The following is a 15,643-nucleotide window of genomic DNA, read 5'->3' as shown; positions in this document are numbered from 1 at the left end:
CTCCTCTTCGGGTCGAGGCTGCGCCCGACGGTACGCGCCGCGGGGCCGCACGTCGCCGCAGCCGGCCCGCACTCGCCGTTGCGGTTTCCCGCACATCGCGATGCGGTCGGCGGCATCCCGCATGATCCGATCGGCGTCCTTGACCGGCGCGGGGGCCCGGATCAGTGTGGGCCCCGGATCAGCGCCGACCCACCCGATCGGTCGCCCCACCCGCACCACCCGAATCGTCCGAGGGGGCCTGGCCCCCCATCGCCCCCTCGGACCCCGCTGTTGGAGGATGACGATGTCCACACTCGACGTGCGCGCCGAAGCGACCCCCGTGCCGCAGACCCCGATCGCCCCCGTGCCACCCCGGTTCGACTTCGACGTCGCGATCGTGGGCCTGGGGTACGTGGGGCTGCCGACGGCGCTGGCCTACCATGCCAGCGGCTCGCGCGTGCTCGCCCTGGACGTCTCCTCGCGGCGGCTGCGCACGATCGCCGCCCGCGGCGCCGACCTCATCGACACCGACCGGGAGCGCCTGGATGCCGCTCTCCGTCGCCCGGGAGAGTTCCGCCTGACCGGTGACGTGAGCGAGCTGTCGCGGGCGAGCGCCATCGTCGTGTGCGTCCCCACACCGGTGGATCACCAGCAGGTCCCCGACCTCGCTCCCCTGCGGGCCGCATGCGCCACCGTCGTCGCCGCGGCCCGCCCGGGGCAGCTGATCATGCTGACCTCCACCACCTACGTCGGCTGCACGCACGACCTCGTCGAGCAGCCGCTGCGCGATCGCGGGTTCGAGATCGGCCGCGACGTCTTCGTCACCTTCAGCGCCGAGCGCATCGACCCGGGCAACGTCGGCTTCGCACAGGAGGTCGTCCCGCGCGTCGTGGGCGGCGCCACCCCCCGGTGCGAGGAGGAAGGGGCCCAGCTGCTCTCGCGCTACGCCGCTCGGGTGCACCGGGTCTCGTCCCTCGCGACGGCAGAGATGACCAAGCTGCTCGAGAACACCTTCCGCGCGGTCAACATCGCCCTCGCCAACGAGTTCGCCGACATCTGCAGCGCCCTCGACGTGCCCGTGACGGAGGTGATCGAGGCGGCGAGTACCAAACCGTACGGCTTCATGGCGTTCTATCCCGGCCCCGGGGTGGGCGGACACTGCATCCCGTGCGATCCGCACTACCTGCTCTGGCAGCTGAAGGCCCTGCACGTCGACGCCGGGGTCATCACGGAGGCCATGACGCGCATCGCCGCCCGCCCGCGCCGCGTCGTCGAACGCATCCGCGACGTGCTCGGTCGCGCCGGCAAGGGCACGCTGGGGGCTCGCATCCTGATCGTCGGGGTGACCTACAAGCCCGACGTGGCCGACCTGCGCGAATCGCCCGCGCTCGAGATCATCGACCACCTCATCGACGTGGGCGCCGAGGTGCAGTACGTCGACACCCACGCCCCGCACATCCACCTCGATTCGGGTCGCGAGCGCGATTCCCTGGCCGATCCGGGAGGATTCCATCCCGACGTCGTGCTCGTGCACACGCGCCACCACGACTGCGACCTGGCCTGGCTCGACGGCGAGGCGCTCGTCGTCGACGGCACCTACCGCAGCGACGACATCGCGGGGCGGGTGCTGCTGTGAGCGGCGTCCCGGTCTTCCCGTCGACGGCGGGCGGGCGCACGCGCACGCTGGTCACGGGCGGCGCCGGCTTCGTCGGCAGCCACCTCGTCGAGCACCTCCTCGCGGCCGGCGATGACGTCGTCGTCCTCGACGACCTCTCCACCGGCTCGGCGCGCAACCTCGCCGGCGTCGCCGACAACCCGCGGCTGGAGATGATCCACGGCTCCATCCTCAACACCAAGACCGTCGCCCAGGCGATGCACTCCTGCGACCGCGTGTTCCATCTCGCGGCGGCGGTCGGGGTCAAGCTCATCGTCGAGCAGCCGCTGCGGGGGCTCCGCATCAACATCCACGGCACCGAGAACGTGCTGACGGCGGCGATCGAGCACAAGGCGTCCGTGCTGCTGGTCTCCACGAGCGAGGTGTACGGCAAGAACACCGCCGACCGCCTGCGCGAGGACTCCGACCGCGTGCTCGGCGACCCCCTGCTCTCACGGTGGACCTACGCGGGGGCCAAGGGCATCGACGAGGCCTTCGCCAAGGCGTACTGCGACCAGGAGGGGCTGGACGTCGCGATCGTGCGGCTGTTCAACACCGTCGGTCCCCGCCAGACGGGCCGCTACGGCATGGTGCTGCCCAACCTCGTCGGCCAGGCGTTGCGCGGGCACCCCCTCACGGTGTTCGGCGACGGCCTCCAGACGCGCTGCTTCTCGGCCGTCGAAGACATCGTCCCCGCGATGGTGCGGATCGAACGCGACCCCCGCGCCCGCGGACAGGCCTACAACCTCGGCGGTGCGCGCGAGATCTCGATCCTCGATCTGGCACGCGAGATCATCGTCACCCTCGACAGCCGCAGCGAGATCGAACTCGTCCCCTACGAGCAGGCCTACGCCGCCGGTTTCGAAGACATGCGCCGCCGCGTCCCCGACAACACCAAGGCGCACGACCTCGTCGGCTACGAACCCACGACCCCGCTCACCACGACGATCATGCGCGTGGCCGCCGACCTGCTCTCACGGGAGCGTCTCGGATCGGATGCCATGCCCCTCGCCGGAGCCGGATCGTTCCGGGGCGTCGTCTGATGTGCGGGATCACCGCCTACCGCGGCCCCGCCGCCGCGGCATCCCGCGCCCGTTCCGCCCTCGAGCGCCTCGAGTACCGCGGCTACGACTCCGCCGGGATCGCCGCCCGGCGACCCGACGGGAGCACCCTGCACGCGCGCACCCTCAGCGGCGTGGCGGCTCTCGCGGTGGTGACCGGAGAACAGACGACGGATGCCACGACCGCGGCCATCGGGCACACCCGCTGGGCGACGCACGGCGAGGTGAGCGAGGCGAACGCCCATCCCCTGGAGGACTGCAGCGGTCGGCTCTACGTGGTGCACAACGGCATCGTCGACAACGCCGACGCGCTGCGGGCGCAGCTCGTCGCCGCCGGGCACCGCTTCGCCACCGGGGTCGACAGCGAGGTCATCGTGCACCTCATCGAACAGGCGCAGCGCCCCGGCGTCGGACTCGGCGACGCGCTCGCCGAAGCGACGGGCCAGCTCTCGGGCTCGTGGGCCGTCGTCGCCCTCGACGCGCGCACCGGTGCCCTCGCGGCGACGGCGCACGGCTCACCGCTCATCTACGCCGAAGCCGCCGACGGCGCCTACCTCGCCAGCGACGTCGGGGCGGTGGCGCCCGAGGTCGCCCAGTTCCGCGTGCTCGAAGACGACGACGTCGTCGAGGTCGACGCGGCCGGAACCCGCTGGCACCGCGCGGGGGGCAGCTGCCGACCGCGCGGACTCTGGCCCGTCCCCCGCACCGCGCTGCTGGCCAGTACCGGTCGCCACCGCGACCACATGGGCAACGAGATCGACGAGCAGCCCGTCGTCGCCCGCCGCGTGCTCGAGGCCCTCGCCCCGGGTATCGTCGACGGGTCGCTGTGGCGGGGCCTCGGTCTGCCGTCGCTCGACACCATCGACCGCGTCACGGTCGTCGGCTGCGGCACGTCGCTGCACGCCGGTCGCGCCCTCGCGGGGGTGTTCGCGCGCCTCGGCGGCCTGCCCACGCGTACGCTCGTGGCCAGCGAGGCCGCGCACGAGGTGTGGGAACCGCGCACCCTCGTCATCGCGATGAGCCAGTCGGGCGAGACCGCCGACGTCCTCCGCGCCCTCGACGCCCTCCCGCCCCGCCACGGCACCGTCCTCGCCCTCACGAACAACCCCTCCTCGACCCTCGCCCGTCGTTCCGACGCGGTCATCGACTGCCTGGCCGGCCCGGAGGTGGGAGTGGCCGCGACCAAGACCTTCGTCGCGCAGGTGCTGACCGGGGTGTGCGTGGCCCTCTCCGGACTGTCCGTCTTCGACCGGACCGACTCTGCGCGCCTGGGCGCCGATCTCCGCGCCCTCGCCGCGACCCCCGATGGGCTCGCCGCCGCGCTCGACGCGTGGCGGGGACCGTGCGCTCAGCTGGCCACCGAGTACGCCCGGGCGTCGGGGTTCCTCTTCCTCGGCCGCGGTGCGGGGCTCGTCTACGCGGCCGAGGGCGCGCTCAAGCTGAAGGAGCTGTCCTACCGCTGGGCGGAGGCCTACCCCGCCGGCGAGCTGAAGCACGGCCCCCTGGCCCTGGTGGATGCCGGCACCCCGGTGTTCGTGGTCGACAACGGCGATCCCCGGCTCGACGTCGACATCGCCGAGGTCACCGCGCGCGGGGGTCGCGTCATCCGGTTCGGCGAACGCGTGCTCACCGTGGGCGGGGTGCCCCTGCATCTGCCCCGGACCGGACCCTCCTGGGGTCCGCTCGAGACCGTGGTGCCGCTGCAGCTCTTCGCGCGCGAGCTCGCCCTGCGGTTGCACCGCGATGTCGACAAGCCCCGCAACCTCGCCAAGTCGGTGACGGTGTCGTGAGCGGTGCCGTCCCTCCCCCTCGCTCCGCACGAAAGGCCACTCCCATGCTCCGACGAGACCTCCGCACCGATCGACGGCGTCCGCCCACGACCGTGCCCCCGCGCTGGCGGCGCGCCCTCGCCCTCGTCTCAGCGCTCGCGGTGGTGGTGGGGGCGTCGGTCGCGCTCGCACCCCCGCCGGCCGAGGCGGCGACCCGCACCGTGGTCAGCCTCACCTTCGACGACGCCAACGCCGATCAGCTGAACGCGCTCGCCGCGCTGAAGGCGAACGCGATGAAGGCGACCTTCTACGTGCCGTCCGGCTTCATCGGCGCCCCGGGGCACATGACGCGCGCCGATCTCACGACCCTCAAGAACGCCGGGCACGAGATCGGCGGGCACACCGTCAACCACCCCGACCTCGCCACGGTGAGCGTCGACGAGGCGACCCGGCAGATCTGCCTCGACCGTAAGAACCTCACCTCGTGGGGCTTCACGGTGAAGAGCTTCGCCTACCCCTTCGCCTCGAGCACGCCCGACGTCGAGAAGGCGGTCGCCGCGTGCGGGTACAACAGCGGCCGGCTCCTCGGCGACATCAAGAGCCGCTTCGGGTGTCCCGACTGCGCGTATGCCGAGAAGACGCGTCCCGCCGCCCCCTACGCCCTCGCCGCCCTCGATCAGGTCGATGCCACCTGGACCCTCGACGATCTGAAGCAGGGCGTCACGAACGCTGAGAACAACGGCGGCGGGTGGGTGCAGTACACGTTCCACGACGTCTGCGACGACGCCTGCAGCGACCTCGCCGTCACGACGTCGACGTTCACCCAGTTCCTGTCGTGGCTGAAGACCCGGCAGGCGGCCGGCACGGTCGTCAAGACCGTCGGGAGCGTGATCGGCGGAACCACCAAGCCCGTCGTCGACGGTCCCGCCGTCCCCGCGCCCACCGGCTCGACCAACGGCATCGTCAATCCCAGCATGGAGACGGGTGCCCCCGACTGCTGGATGCGAGGGGGCTACGGCACGAACACGCCGTCCTTCAGCACCGGCTCCCCCGCGCACACCGGCAACATCGCCAGCGGCATCTCGATGACCGGGTACACCGACGGCGACGCGAAGCTCCTGCCGCAGTTCGACCTCGGTCAGTGCTCGCCGACGGTCACCCCGGGCAAGACCTACGTGCTGCGCGAGTGGTACCAGTCGAGCGGGCCGACCCAGTTCGCGGTCTACCTGCGGTCCACGAGCGGGATGTGGTCGTACTGGACCTCGAGCCCCTGGTTCGCCGCGGCGGGAGCCTGGACCGAGGCCGACTGGACGACCGCGGCCATCCCCGCGGGCTACAACGGCATCAGCTTCGCGTTGACCATCTTCGGCAACGGCACCCTGCGCACCGACGACCTCGCCCTCTACGACAGCTCCAGCGCTCCGCCGCTGACCGTCATGAGCACGACGGCCCCGCTCGACACGTCGGCGCCGGCCACTCCGCAGGGCCCGCTCGAAGTGTTCCGTCCGACCGAGAGCGACGTCACCGGATGACACCGCGCTCGCGCTCGGCGACGGCGATCGCCCTCGGGGTGGTCGCCGTCGCCGGCGCGACCGGCTGCGCACCCGCCCTCGCGCCGCTCCCCGACACCGGCTACCCCTGGCACACCGGGATCGTCTCGACGACCTTCTGGGTCGGGGAGGTGTTCGACCCCCAGGCGTCCGACGGTAGCCAGCGGATCTCGACCTACGACTCGGACTGGCTGGGTTCGTACGGCGGATGCGACGGCGTCGTCGACGGCGAGAGGTGCGACACCGAGCCCCGCACCGCCGACAACGGCTACTTCCCGACCCGCATGACGCCGCGGCAGAACCCGTTCTACCTCGACCTGCCCTTCGATGACGTCAACGACGACGAGGGCTTCGCCACCCGCGGCGAGGTCGTCCCCTGGGCCGATCAGGCGCCCTATGCTGCACTCGTCGACGACCGCTCCGCGAGCCTGATGAAGAACCGCTGGGTCGTGCTGCGCAAGGGCGACCGCCTCTGCTACGGACAGATCCAGGATGCCGGACCCGGCGAGTACCGCGACAGCGCGTACGTCTTCGGCTCCGACGACCGTCGGCCGGCCAACGGGCGCTACAACGGCGCGGGCCTGGACGTCTCCCCCGCCCTCAACGGCTGCCTCGGTTTCGCCGAGCTCGACGGCGACGGCGACCGCGTCGACTGGGCGTTCGTCGACGACGTCGACGTGCCGCCCGGCCCGTGGACCACGATCGTCACGGATTCCCCCGTCCACTGAGCGGACGCCGTGAACGAAGAGGCGTCCGTCCTCGGACGCCGTGAACGAAGAGGCGTCCGTCCTCGGACGCCATGAACGACGAAGGGCCGGATGCCATGGCATCCGGCCCTTCTGTCGTGAACGCGGGAGTCGTTACTGTCCGCGACGCTCGCGCAGCTGCTGCAGGGCGTCGTCGAGGAGCGAAGCGGCCTCTTCGTCGCTGCGGCGCTCCTTCACGTAGGCGAGGTGCGTCTTGTAGGGCTCGGCCTTGGCCAGCGCCGGCGGGTTCGCCTTGTCGCGGCCCGCGGGCAGGCCAGAGTGCGGCGAGTCGATGGTCTCGGGGATCTCGTCGTCGGGGATGCCCGCCGCGAAGTAGCGGACGGTCTCGTTGCCGAGGGCGTCCCAGTACGACACGGCCACGCGGTCCGCGTGGAAGCCGTGATCCTGCTCGCCCATGGGGCCCGCGCCGACGCGCGAGCCACGGATGGCATTGCCGCCAGTGGCCATGTCAGATCTCCGCGAATTTGGTCAGCAGACCGAGGCCGACGATGGTGACGAACCACACCAGCGCGAGCACGATCGTGAATCGGTTGAGGTTGCGTTCGGCCAGGCCCGACGAACCGAGGGCGGAGCTCATGCCGCCGCCGAACATGTCGGACAGACCGCCGCCGCGACCCTTGTGGAGCAGGATGAGCAGGGTCAGCAGGAGGCTGGTGATGCCCAGGAGCACCTGCAGGACGAACTCGAGAATCTGCACTGTCGAAAGCCTTTCGCGCGCGGCCGGACGACCGCACAAGCGTCAAGTATACGGGGACGCGTCTCAGACGCACGGATGCCCGCGGCGAGGTGCCGCGGGCATCCGGAAAGGGCGTCAGACGCCGACGTGCTTCTGGAAGCGGATGATCGCCGCGAACTCGTCGACGACGAGGCTCGCACCGCCCACCAGGGCTCCGTCGACATCGGGCTCGCGCATGAAGCCGGCGATGTTGCCCGATTTCACCGAGCCGCCGTACAGCACGCGGGTGCGCGCGGCCGCATCGGCGCCGAGCTTGTCCGCGACGACGGCGCGGAGCTTGGCGCAGACCTCCTGTGCCTGGTCGGGCGTCGCCGCCTGGCCCGAGCCGATGGCCCAGACCGGCTCGTACGCCACGACGATGTCGGCATCGGATGCCACACCCTCGAGAGCGACCTCCAACTGACCCACGGGAACGGCGCTGGCGCCGAACTTCTCGAGGTCCTCCGAGGTCTCGCCGACGCAGATGACCGGGACGAGACCGTGGCGCAGAGCCGCCTGGGTCTTCGCCGCGATGATCTCGTCGGTCTCGTGGTGGAACTGCCGGCGCTCCGAGTGACCGATGATCACGTAGGTCGCGTCGAGCTTCGCCAGGAACTGGCCCGAGATCTCACCGGTGTAGGCACCGGAGTCGTGCGCCGAGAGGTCCTGACCGCCGAGCGCGAACTCGATCTTGTCGGCGTCGAGAAGCGTCTGCACGGTGCGCAGGTCGGTGAACGGCGGGAAGACCGCCACCTCGACACTGCCGTTCTCGTGCTTGGCCTCCTTCAGCGTCCAGTGCAGCTTCTGCACGAACGCGACCGCCTGCAGGTGGTCGAGGTTCATCTTCCAGTTGCCCGCGATGAGGGGGGTTCTGTTCACTGTTGCCATCCGAGGACCTCCAGTCCGGGGAGCTTCTTGCCTTCGAGGAACTCCAGGCTGGCGCCACCGCCGGTGGAGATGTGACCGAACTGGTCGTCCGAGAAGCCGAGCTGACGCACGGCCGCCGCGGAGTCGCCGCCGCCGACGACGCTGAGGCCGTCGACCTCGGTGAGCGCCTGGGCGACGGTCTTGGTACCGGCTTCGAACGCCTTCATCTCGAACACGCCCATCGGACCGTTCCAGAAGACGGTGCGCGAAGCGCGGATCGCGTCGGCGAAGAGCTCGGCGGTGCGGGGTCCGATGTCGAGGCCGAGACCCGCGGCACCGAAGGCGGTGTCCTCGAGGGCGTCGGCGTCGGCGACCACGTGCTCGGCGTCCGCCGAGAACGACGCCGCGACCACGGCATCCACGGGGAGCACGATCTCGACGCCGTGCTCCTTCGCCGTGGCGAGGTAGCCCTTCACGGTGTCGATCTGATCCTTCTCGAGCAGGCTCGAGCCGACCTTGTACCCCTCGGCGACCAGGAAGGTGAACATCATGCCGCCGCCGACGAGGAGCTTGTCCACGCGCGGAAGCAGGTGCTCGATCACGCCGAGCTTGTCGCTGACCTTCGATCCGCCGAGCACGACCGTGTACGGACGCTCGGGGTTCTCGGTCAGGCGGTCGAGGACCTCGAGCTCCTTCTGGATGAGCAGACCCGCGGCCGAGGGCACGATCTGAGCGAGGTCGTAGACGCTCGCCTGCTTGCGGTGCACGACGCCGAAGCCGTCGGACACGAGGGCGTCGCCGAGAGCGGCGAGCTCCCGCGCGAAGGCCTGGCGCTCCGACTCGTCCTTCGAGGTCTCCCCCGCGTTGAAGCGGAGGTTCTCGATGACGGCGACGTCTCCGTCTTCGAGCGAGGCCACGGCATCCTGAGCCGACTCGCCCACCGTGTCGCGCGCGAACGCGACGGGCTGGCCGAGCAGCTCGGACAGGCGCTGCGCGACCGGCTCGAGGGAGTACTTCGGGTCGGGCGCCCCGTCGGGGCGGCCGAGGTGCGAGCACACGATCACACGCGCGCCGGCGTTGATCAGGGCGTTGAGGGTCGGCAGCGACGCGCGCACGCGGCCATCGTCCGTGATGACGCCGTCCTTGAGGGGGACGTTCAGATCACAACGGACGATGACGCGCGTGCCGGCGAGCGACCCCAGCGAATCGAGGGTGCGCAGAGCCATGAAGGGTTACAGGCGCTCGGCGACGTACTCGGTCAGGTCGACGAGACGGTTCGAGTAGCCCCACTCGTTGTCGTACCACGACGACACCTTGACGAGGTTGCCGCTGACGTTGGTCAGCTCCGCGTCGAAGATGGACGAGTGCGGGTTGCCCTGGATGTCGCTCGAGACGATCGGGTCCTCGGTGTACTGCAGGATGCCGTTGAGGCGACCCTCTGCGGCGGCCTTCTTGTAGACCTCGTTGACCTGGTCGACGGTCAGGCCCTCGGTGGGGGTGACGATCGTGAGGTCGACGATGGAGCCGGTGGGAACCGGAACGCGGTACGACGAGCCGCTCAGCTTGCCGTTGAGCTCGGGCAGGACCAGGCCGATGGCCTTGGCGGCACCGGTCGAGGCGGGGACGATGTTGATCGCCGCACCGCGGGCACGACGCAGGTCGCTGTGCGGGCCGTCCTGCAGGTTCTGGTCGGCGGTGTAGGCGTGCGCCGTCATCATGAAGCCGCGCTCGATGCCGAAGGCGTCTTCGAAGACCTTCGCCAGCGGGGCGAGGCAGTTCGTGGTGCACGAGGCGTTCGAGATGATGACGTCGGTCTCGGGGTTGTACGTCTCTTCGTTCACACCCATGACGATGGTGGCGTCGTCACCCGTGGCCGGAGCCGAGATGAGGACCTTCTTGGCGCCGCCGGCGACGTGCTTCTTGGCATCCTCGGCCTTCGTGAAACGGCCGGTCGACTCGATGACGATGTCGACGCCGAGCTCGCCCCAGGGGAGGTTGGCGGGGTCGCGCTCTTCGAAGACCTTGATGGTCTTGTCGCCGACCGTGATGGAGTCTTCGGTGTACGAGACGTCCTCGGACAGCACGCCGCCCACGGAGTCGTACTTGAGGAGGTGCGCGAGGGTCTTGTTGTCGGTGAGGTCGTTCACCGCCACGATTTCGAGGTCGGCACCCTGCGCGAGAGCCGCGCGGAGGTAGTTGCGTCCGATACGGCCGAAGCCGTTGATTCCGATCTTGACGGTCACGGAATTTCTCCTGAATCAGTTGTGCGCGATGAGCGCGTGATTGCGGTTTCGCTGGCGGACAACGGCGTCCCGGTGGGGGTCCCACCGGGACGCCGCACCGTTTACGACAGTACCAGCAGACCCGCGGTCTTCTCGCGGGCGGCCGCGAAGCGGTCCTGGGCGTCGGCCCAGTTGGCGATGTTCCAGAACGCCTTCACGTAGTCGGCGCGCACGTTCTTGTAGTCGAGGTAGTAGGCGTGCTCCCAGACGTCGAGGAGCAGCAGCGGAACGGTACCGGCGACGATCTGACCCTGCTGGTCGAAGAACTGCTGGATGACGAGGTTCTCACCGATCGAGTCCCAGAACAGACCCGCCCAGCCCGAGCCCTGCACGCCGAGGGCGGCGGCGGTGAACTGCGCGCGGAACGCGTCGAACGAACCGAACTGGTCGTCGATGGCCGACTCGAGGTCGCCGGTGGGCTTGTCGCCACCGTTGGGCGAGAGGTTCGTCCAGAAGATCGAGTGGTTGGTGTGACCGCCGAGGTTGAACGCGAGATCCTTCTGCAGGCGGTTGATGTTGGCGAAATCGCCCTTCTCGCGCGCTTCGGCGAGGAGATCGAGAGTGGTGTTGGCGCCATTGACGTAGGTCTGGTGGTGCTTGCTGTGGTGCAGCTCCATGATCGTCGCACTGATGTGCGGCTCCAGCGCCGAGTAGTCGTAGGGCAGTTCGGGCAGCGTGTACTTCGCCATGTTCTCTACTTCCGAATCGGGCGCCGCCGTGACCTCTGCGCCGGGATGGCGTGCCGAGGATCGAGCAGCGAGGGTGACGTCTTCATCCTATTGAGGGCTAACGCTCGACCCACAGGGTTGCTTCCCCGCGGGACGCGGAGTATCCGCCCGGGCGCGTCGAGCGTTCCCCGCCGGCCGGATGCCACGAGCCGGCGCCGGCGGAGGGAGTGCGGATGGCGCGGCCTCGCGCCTGCGGACGGGAAGGTGCCGCAGCATCGCGTAGGTGCCGCGGTCTCGCCTGCGGGCGGAAGATCACCGCAGCCTCGCGTGGATGCACGGCCTCGCGAGCGGGAACATGCCGCGGCCCCGCGGCTCCGCGCCACGCCTCCGTCCCGCACGCCGAAGGGTGCCGATGCCGCGGGCTCGCGGCATCCGGAGAGAACGGGCGTCAGTCCTCGGCGCCGACCGGGACCGCGGCCTCGGTGCCCGGGATGCCGTCGGCCTCGGCCTTCTTGTCGGCCATGGCCAGCAGGCGACGGATGCGACCGGCGACGGCGTCCTTCGTCAGGGGCGGGTCGGCGTGGTGGCCGAGCTCGTCGAGGCTCGCATCGCGGTGGGCGAGACGCAGCTCGCCGGCCTGCTGCAGGTGGTCGGGCACCTCGTCGCCCAGGATCTCGAGGGCCCGCTCGACGCGCGCGCACGCGGCCACCGCGGCCTGGGCCGAGCGGCGCAGGTTGGCGTCGTCGAAGTTGACGAGGCGGTTCACGCCGGCGCGCACCTCGCGGCGCTGACGCATCTGGTCCCACTCCCCCGCGGTGCGCCGGGCGCCCATCTCGTACAGGGCGCCGCGGATCGCCTCGCCGTCGCGCACGACGACGCGCGGCACTCCGCGCACCTCGCGGGCCTTGGCGGGGATGCCGATGCGGTGGCCCGCTCCGACGAGGGCCATCGCGGCCTCCGACGAGGGGCACGAGATCTCGAGCGCCGCCGAGCGTCCCGGGTCGCTGAGCGTGCCGCTGGCGAGGAACGCTCCGCGCCAGATGGCGCTGAGGTCGGGGCGCGATCCGGTCGTGAGCTTGTTGGGGAGTCCCCGGACGGGGCGACGACGTTGGTCGAGCAGTCCGGTCTGACGCGCGAGCGTCTCTCCCGCCTCGATCACGCGCACGGCGAAGTGACCGCCCGTCCGTCCCCCGGAACCCTGGACGTGGTGCAGCTCGGGACGCACGCCGTACAGCTCCATCAGGTCGCGGGCGACACGGCGGGCGAGGACGTCGGAGTCCAGCTCGGCCTCGACGGCGACGCGGTTGGCGATGGAGTGCAGACCACCGGAGAAGCGCAGGAGGGCCGTGAGCTCGGCGACGCGCGCGGTCGGGCGCGGGTCGCGGACGGTGATGAGCTCGGCCTTCACGTCGGCGGTCAGGGGCACGGTTCTCCTCGGGTGGGGGGCGGCGGGGACGACGTTACAGCCTACTCGCGACCGAGGTCGCGGTGAGCCACGCGGACGGCCACCCCCGGAACATCGGCAAGACGTGCAGCGAGCTCGCGCGCCATCACCACCGACCTGTGCTTACCCCCGGTGCACCCCACGGCCACCACGGAATGCCGCTTGTTCTCGCGCTGATAGCCCTCCAGGACGGGCCGAAGCGCGGCCGAATAGGCGTCGAGGAAGGTCGACGCGCCCTCCTGGCCCAGCACGTATTCCCGAACCTGGGGGTCTTCGCCGGTCAGCGGACGCAGCTCGTCGTTCCAGAACGGGTTGGGCAGGAAGCGCATGTCGGCGACGAGGTCGACATCGGGCGGCAGACCGTACTTGAAGCCGAAGCTCATGAGCGTGATGGTGTGCCGGGCCGCCCCCTCCTCGCCGAAGAGCGCGACCGTGCGCAGCGACAGTTGATGCACGTTCAGGCTCGAGGTGTCGATGACGACGTCGGCGGCCTCGCGCACCGGGGCCAGACGCTCGCGCTCACGGCGGATGCCGTCGAGGATCGTGCCCTCGCCCTGGAGCGGGTGCGGCCGCCGCACCGCCTCGAAGCGACGCACCAGAACGGCGTCGGAGGCGTCGAGGAAGACCACGCGCACCTGGCGCCCCGCCTGCAGGGTGCGCATCGCCTCGGGGAGATCGCCGAACAGGGAACGCCCGCGCACGTCGACCACGACCGCCACGCGCGGCACGGCTCCGCCCGCGAGCTCGGTCAGTTCGAGCAGGGGCCGCAGCATGCGCGGCGGCAGATTGTCGACGACATACCAGTCGAGGTCCTCGAGCGCATTGGCCACCGTGGAGCGCCCCGCGCCCGACATGCCCGTGACGATCAGCACCTCACCTGGCTCATCGCGTGCCGGTTCCATGGCGATCGCCTCCCGTCGTCTCGTCCAGCCTACCGAGACAGGTGCGTGTGGATGGCCTCGGCCAGCGTCGGGCCGATGCCCGGGAGCACCGTCATCTCGTCGGGGGTCGCGTTCTTCAGCGCCGAGACAGAGCCGAAGTGCCGCAGCAGGGCCTTGATGCGGGCGTCGCCGAGACCGGGAACCTCCGACAGGACGCTGGAGATGTCGCGCTTGCGGCGCTTGCGCTGGTGGACGATCGCGAAGCGGTGGGCCTCATCGCGCAGTCGTTGCAGCAGGTACAGCGCCTCCGAGGTGCGCGGCAGGATCACGGGGTACTCCTCGTTCGGCAGCCACACCTCCTCGAGACGCTTGGCGATGCCGCACAGCGCGATCTCCTCGTGACCGGCGTCGGCCAGGGCGCGCGCCGCCGCCGCCACCTGCGGCTGGCCGCCGTCGACGACGAGCAGCTGCGGACGATACGCGAAGCGCGGACGCTTGCGGGCGGTGACGACGTCGCCGTCGCTCGTGGCCTCCTCCGACTCGGGATCGGCCACGATCGCACCGTTCACCGTCTCGGGCTCGATCTCGTCGGGCCGGTCGAGGTAGGCCAGTCGGCGCGAGAGCACCTGGTACATCGAGTCGGTGTCGTCCGTGGTCTCGGCGACCCCGAACGAGCGGTACTGGTCTTTGCGCGGCAGGCCGTCTTCGAACACGACCATGGATGCCACGACATTGGTGCCCGCGAGATGCGAGATGTCGAAACACTCGATGCGCAGGGGCGCCTCGGTCATGCCGAGCGCCTCCTGCAGGTCGGTGAGCGCCTGCGAGCGGGCGACGTAATCGCTCGTGCGACGGGTCTTGTGCAGCATCAGCGCCTGCTGCGCGTTGAGAGTGGCGGTCTTCAGCAGGTCGGCCTTGCGTCCGCGCTGCGCGACGTGCAGGGTCACCGGGCGCCCACGGCGCTCGCGCAGCCAGTCCTCCAGCTGCTCCGCATCGTCGGGCAGCTCGGGCACGAGCACCTGACGGGGGATGTCGGTCGCCTCGGCATCGCCGTACGTGCGCTGCAGCACCTGGTCGACGAGCTCGGCCCCGGAGATGTCGATCTCCTTCTCGATCGTGGTGGCGCGCACACCGCGGACGCGACCTCCGCGCACGACGAAGTGCTGCACCGTCGCGGCCAGCTCGTCCTCCGCGATGCCGAAGAGATCGGCATCCGTGTCGGAGGCGAGCACGAGCGCGCTCTTTCCGAGCACCGCGTCGATGGCCTGCAGGCGGTCGCGGTAGTGGGCGGCCGACTCGTAGTCCATCGCCGCCGAGGCCTCCTTCATGCGGGCGGTGAGCTCGCGCGTGAAGCGCTGGTCGCCGCCCGACATGAACGCGATGAAGTCGTCGACGACCGCGCGGTGCTCCTCGATCGTCACCTTCATCGAGCACGGCCCGCCGCAGCGGCCGATCTGCCCGGGGAAGCACGGACGACCGGATGCCATGGCCTTCTTGTAGGAGGAGTCGCTGCACGTGCGGATCGGGAAGACCTTGATCATGAGGTCGATCGTGTCGTGCACCGCCCACACCTTCGGATACGGCCCGAAGTACTTGGCCCCGCGGATCTTGTGGTTACGCGTGACGATGACGCGCGGAGCCTCGTCGGCCAGCGTGATCGCCATGAACGGGTACGACTTGTCGTCGCGGTAGCGCACGTTGAACGGCGGATCGAACTCCTTGATCCACATGTACTCGAGCTGCAGCGAGTCGACGTCGCTGGGCACGACCGTCCACTCGACGCTGGCCGCGGTCGTGACCATGCGGCGCGTGCGTTCGTGGAGGGAGTGCAGCGGCGCGAAGTAGTTCGACAGTCGCGCGCGGAGGTTCTTCGCCTTGCCGACGTAGAGCACCCGACCGTCGGCATCCCGGAACCGGTAGACACCGGGGTTCGTGGGGATCTCCCCCGCTTTCGGTCGGTAGGGCAGCTGCGACATCCGTTTGCGCGATGCGGACGCAGGGGCGGA

The 15,643-nt window shown here is 70.3% G+C and carries 14 protein-coding genes; 5 read left to right on the top strand and 9 right to left on the bottom strand.

Annotated elements, in window-relative coordinates; genetic code table 11:
* Nucleotides 1-283: 283 nt before the first annotated feature.
* The 5 genes from RWH44_RS08760 to RWH44_RS08740 are packed head-to-tail and all read left to right on the top strand — an operon-like array spanning nucleotide 284 to nucleotide 6,741.
* Nucleotides 284-1,615 (top strand): nucleotide sugar dehydrogenase, encoded by a 1,332-nt coding sequence (locus tag RWH44_RS08760; protein WP_316004296.1) that lies wholly within the window; start codon nucleotides 284-286, stop codon nucleotides 1,613-1,615.
* On the top strand, nucleotides 1,612-2,676 hold the full coding sequence (locus RWH44_RS08755; protein ID WP_316004295.1) for an NAD-dependent epimerase/dehydratase family protein: 1,065 nt from the start codon (nucleotides 1,612-1,614) through the stop codon (nucleotides 2,674-2,676). Before RWH44_RS08760 ends, RWH44_RS08755 begins: the two co-directional genes overlap by 4 nt.
* Nucleotides 2,676-4,484: a glutamine--fructose-6-phosphate transaminase (isomerizing) gene (gene glmS / locus RWH44_RS08750; RefSeq protein WP_316004294.1), complete on the top strand. Its 1,809-nt coding sequence runs from the start codon at nucleotides 2,676-2,678 to the stop codon at nucleotides 4,482-4,484. Before RWH44_RS08755 ends, glmS begins: the two co-directional genes overlap by 1 nt.
* A gap of 44 nt (nucleotides 4,485-4,528) precedes the next feature.
* Nucleotides 4,529-5,995 (top strand): polysaccharide deacetylase family protein, encoded by a 1,467-nt coding sequence (locus tag RWH44_RS08745; protein WP_316004293.1) that lies wholly within the window; start codon nucleotides 4,529-4,531, stop codon nucleotides 5,993-5,995.
* Nucleotides 5,992-6,741 carry a hypothetical protein gene (locus RWH44_RS08740; RefSeq protein ID WP_316004292.1) on the top strand — a complete coding sequence of 250 codons (750 nt, stop codon included), beginning with the start codon at nucleotides 5,992-5,994 and terminating at the stop codon, nucleotides 6,739-6,741. Before RWH44_RS08745 ends, RWH44_RS08740 begins: the two co-directional genes overlap by 4 nt.
* A gap of 132 nt (nucleotides 6,742-6,873) precedes the next feature.
* Here the strand turns inward: RWH44_RS08740 and RWH44_RS08735 are convergent, their stop codons facing one another.
* The 9 genes from RWH44_RS08735 to uvrC form a co-directional block, all read right to left on the bottom strand.
* Nucleotides 6,874-7,227 (bottom strand): RNA polymerase-binding protein RbpA, encoded by a 354-nt coding sequence (locus RWH44_RS08735; protein ID WP_055955187.1) that lies wholly within the window; start codon nucleotides 7,225-7,227, stop codon nucleotides 6,874-6,876.
* Between the two features lies 1 nt (nucleotide 7,228).
* Entirely contained in the window at nucleotides 7,229-7,477 is a 249-nt protein-coding gene (gene secG / locus RWH44_RS08730) for a preprotein translocase subunit SecG (protein WP_056232190.1), read from the bottom strand.
* 114 nt (nucleotides 7,478-7,591) lie between these two features.
* Nucleotides 7,592-8,383, bottom strand: a complete 792-nt coding sequence (tpiA, locus tag RWH44_RS08725) for a triose-phosphate isomerase (protein ID WP_298873084.1) — start codon at nucleotides 8,381-8,383, stop codon at nucleotides 7,592-7,594.
* Nucleotides 8,371-9,588 carry a phosphoglycerate kinase gene (locus RWH44_RS08720; RefSeq protein WP_316004291.1) on the bottom strand — a complete coding sequence of 406 codons (1,218 nt, stop codon included), beginning with the start codon at nucleotides 9,586-9,588 and terminating at the stop codon, nucleotides 8,371-8,373. The genes tpiA and RWH44_RS08720 overlap by 13 nt, the downstream gene beginning before the upstream one ends.
* 6 nt (nucleotides 9,589-9,594) lie before the next feature.
* Entirely contained in the window at nucleotides 9,595-10,605 is a 1,011-nt protein-coding gene (gene gap / locus RWH44_RS08715) for a type I glyceraldehyde-3-phosphate dehydrogenase (RefSeq protein ID WP_136585807.1), read from the bottom strand.
* Between the two features lie 101 nt (nucleotides 10,606-10,706).
* Nucleotides 10,707-11,333, bottom strand: a complete 627-nt coding sequence (locus RWH44_RS08710) for a superoxide dismutase (RefSeq protein WP_116537380.1) — start codon at nucleotides 11,331-11,333, stop codon at nucleotides 10,707-10,709.
* A gap of 427 nt (nucleotides 11,334-11,760) precedes the next feature.
* On the bottom strand, nucleotides 11,761-12,738 hold the full coding sequence (gene whiA / locus RWH44_RS08705; RefSeq protein WP_298873087.1) for a DNA-binding protein WhiA: 978 nt from the start codon (nucleotides 12,736-12,738) through the stop codon (nucleotides 11,761-11,763).
* Between the two features lie 41 nt (nucleotides 12,739-12,779).
* On the bottom strand, nucleotides 12,780-13,658 hold the full coding sequence (gene rapZ, locus RWH44_RS08700; protein WP_298873088.1) for an RNase adapter RapZ: 879 nt from the start codon (nucleotides 13,656-13,658) through the stop codon (nucleotides 12,780-12,782).
* A gap of 29 nt (nucleotides 13,659-13,687) precedes the next feature.
* On the bottom strand, nucleotides 13,688-15,613 hold the full coding sequence (gene uvrC / locus RWH44_RS08695) for an excinuclease ABC subunit UvrC (protein WP_316004290.1): 1,926 nt from the start codon (nucleotides 15,611-15,613) through the stop codon (nucleotides 13,688-13,690).
* Nucleotides 15,614-15,643: the final 30 nt, after the last annotated feature.

The sequence above is a fragment of the Microbacterium phycohabitans genome, assembly GCF_032464935.1.
GTDB lineage: Bacteria > Actinomycetota > Actinomycetes > Actinomycetales > Microbacteriaceae > Microbacterium > Microbacterium phycohabitans.
The sequence above is the reverse complement of the archived record's forward strand: the minus strand, read 5'-3'. Positions and strand labels throughout refer to the sequence as shown.

What these genes read in the sequence shown, in the direction of transcription:
- glmS (WP_316004294.1), top strand. Translation starts at nt 2,676, where the DNA reads ATGTGCGGGATCACCGCCTACCGCGGCCCCGCCGCCGCGGCATCCCGC.
- RWH44_RS08740 (WP_316004292.1), top strand. Translation starts at nt 5,992, where the DNA reads ATGACACCGCGCTCGCGCTCGGCGACGGCGATCGCCCTCGGGGTGGTC.
- RWH44_RS08710 (WP_116537380.1), bottom strand. Translation starts at nt 11,333, where the DNA reads ATGGCGAAGTACACGCTGCCCGAACTGCCCTACGACTACTCGGCGCTG.
- RWH44_RS08760 (WP_316004296.1), top strand. Translation starts at nt 284, where the DNA reads ATGTCCACACTCGACGTGCGCGCCGAAGCGACCCCCGTGCCGCAGACC.
- RWH44_RS08745 (WP_316004293.1), top strand. Translation starts at nt 4,529, where the DNA reads ATGCTCCGACGAGACCTCCGCACCGATCGACGGCGTCCGCCCACGACC.
- uvrC (WP_316004290.1), bottom strand. Translation starts at nt 15,613, where the DNA reads ATGTCGCAGCTGCCCTACCGACCGAAAGCGGGGGAGATCCCCACGAAC.
- RWH44_RS08735 (WP_055955187.1), bottom strand. Translation starts at nt 7,227, where the DNA reads ATGGCCACTGGCGGCAATGCCATCCGTGGCTCGCGCGTCGGCGCGGGC.
- RWH44_RS08720 (WP_316004291.1), bottom strand. Translation starts at nt 9,588, where the DNA reads ATGGCTCTGCGCACCCTCGATTCGCTGGGGTCGCTCGCCGGCACGCGC.
- tpiA (WP_298873084.1), bottom strand. Translation starts at nt 8,383, where the DNA reads ATGGCAACAGTGAACAGAACCCCCCTCATCGCGGGCAACTGGAAGATG.
- rapZ (WP_298873088.1), bottom strand. Translation starts at nt 13,658, where the DNA reads ATGGAACCGGCACGCGATGAGCCAGGTGAGGTGCTGATCGTCACGGGC.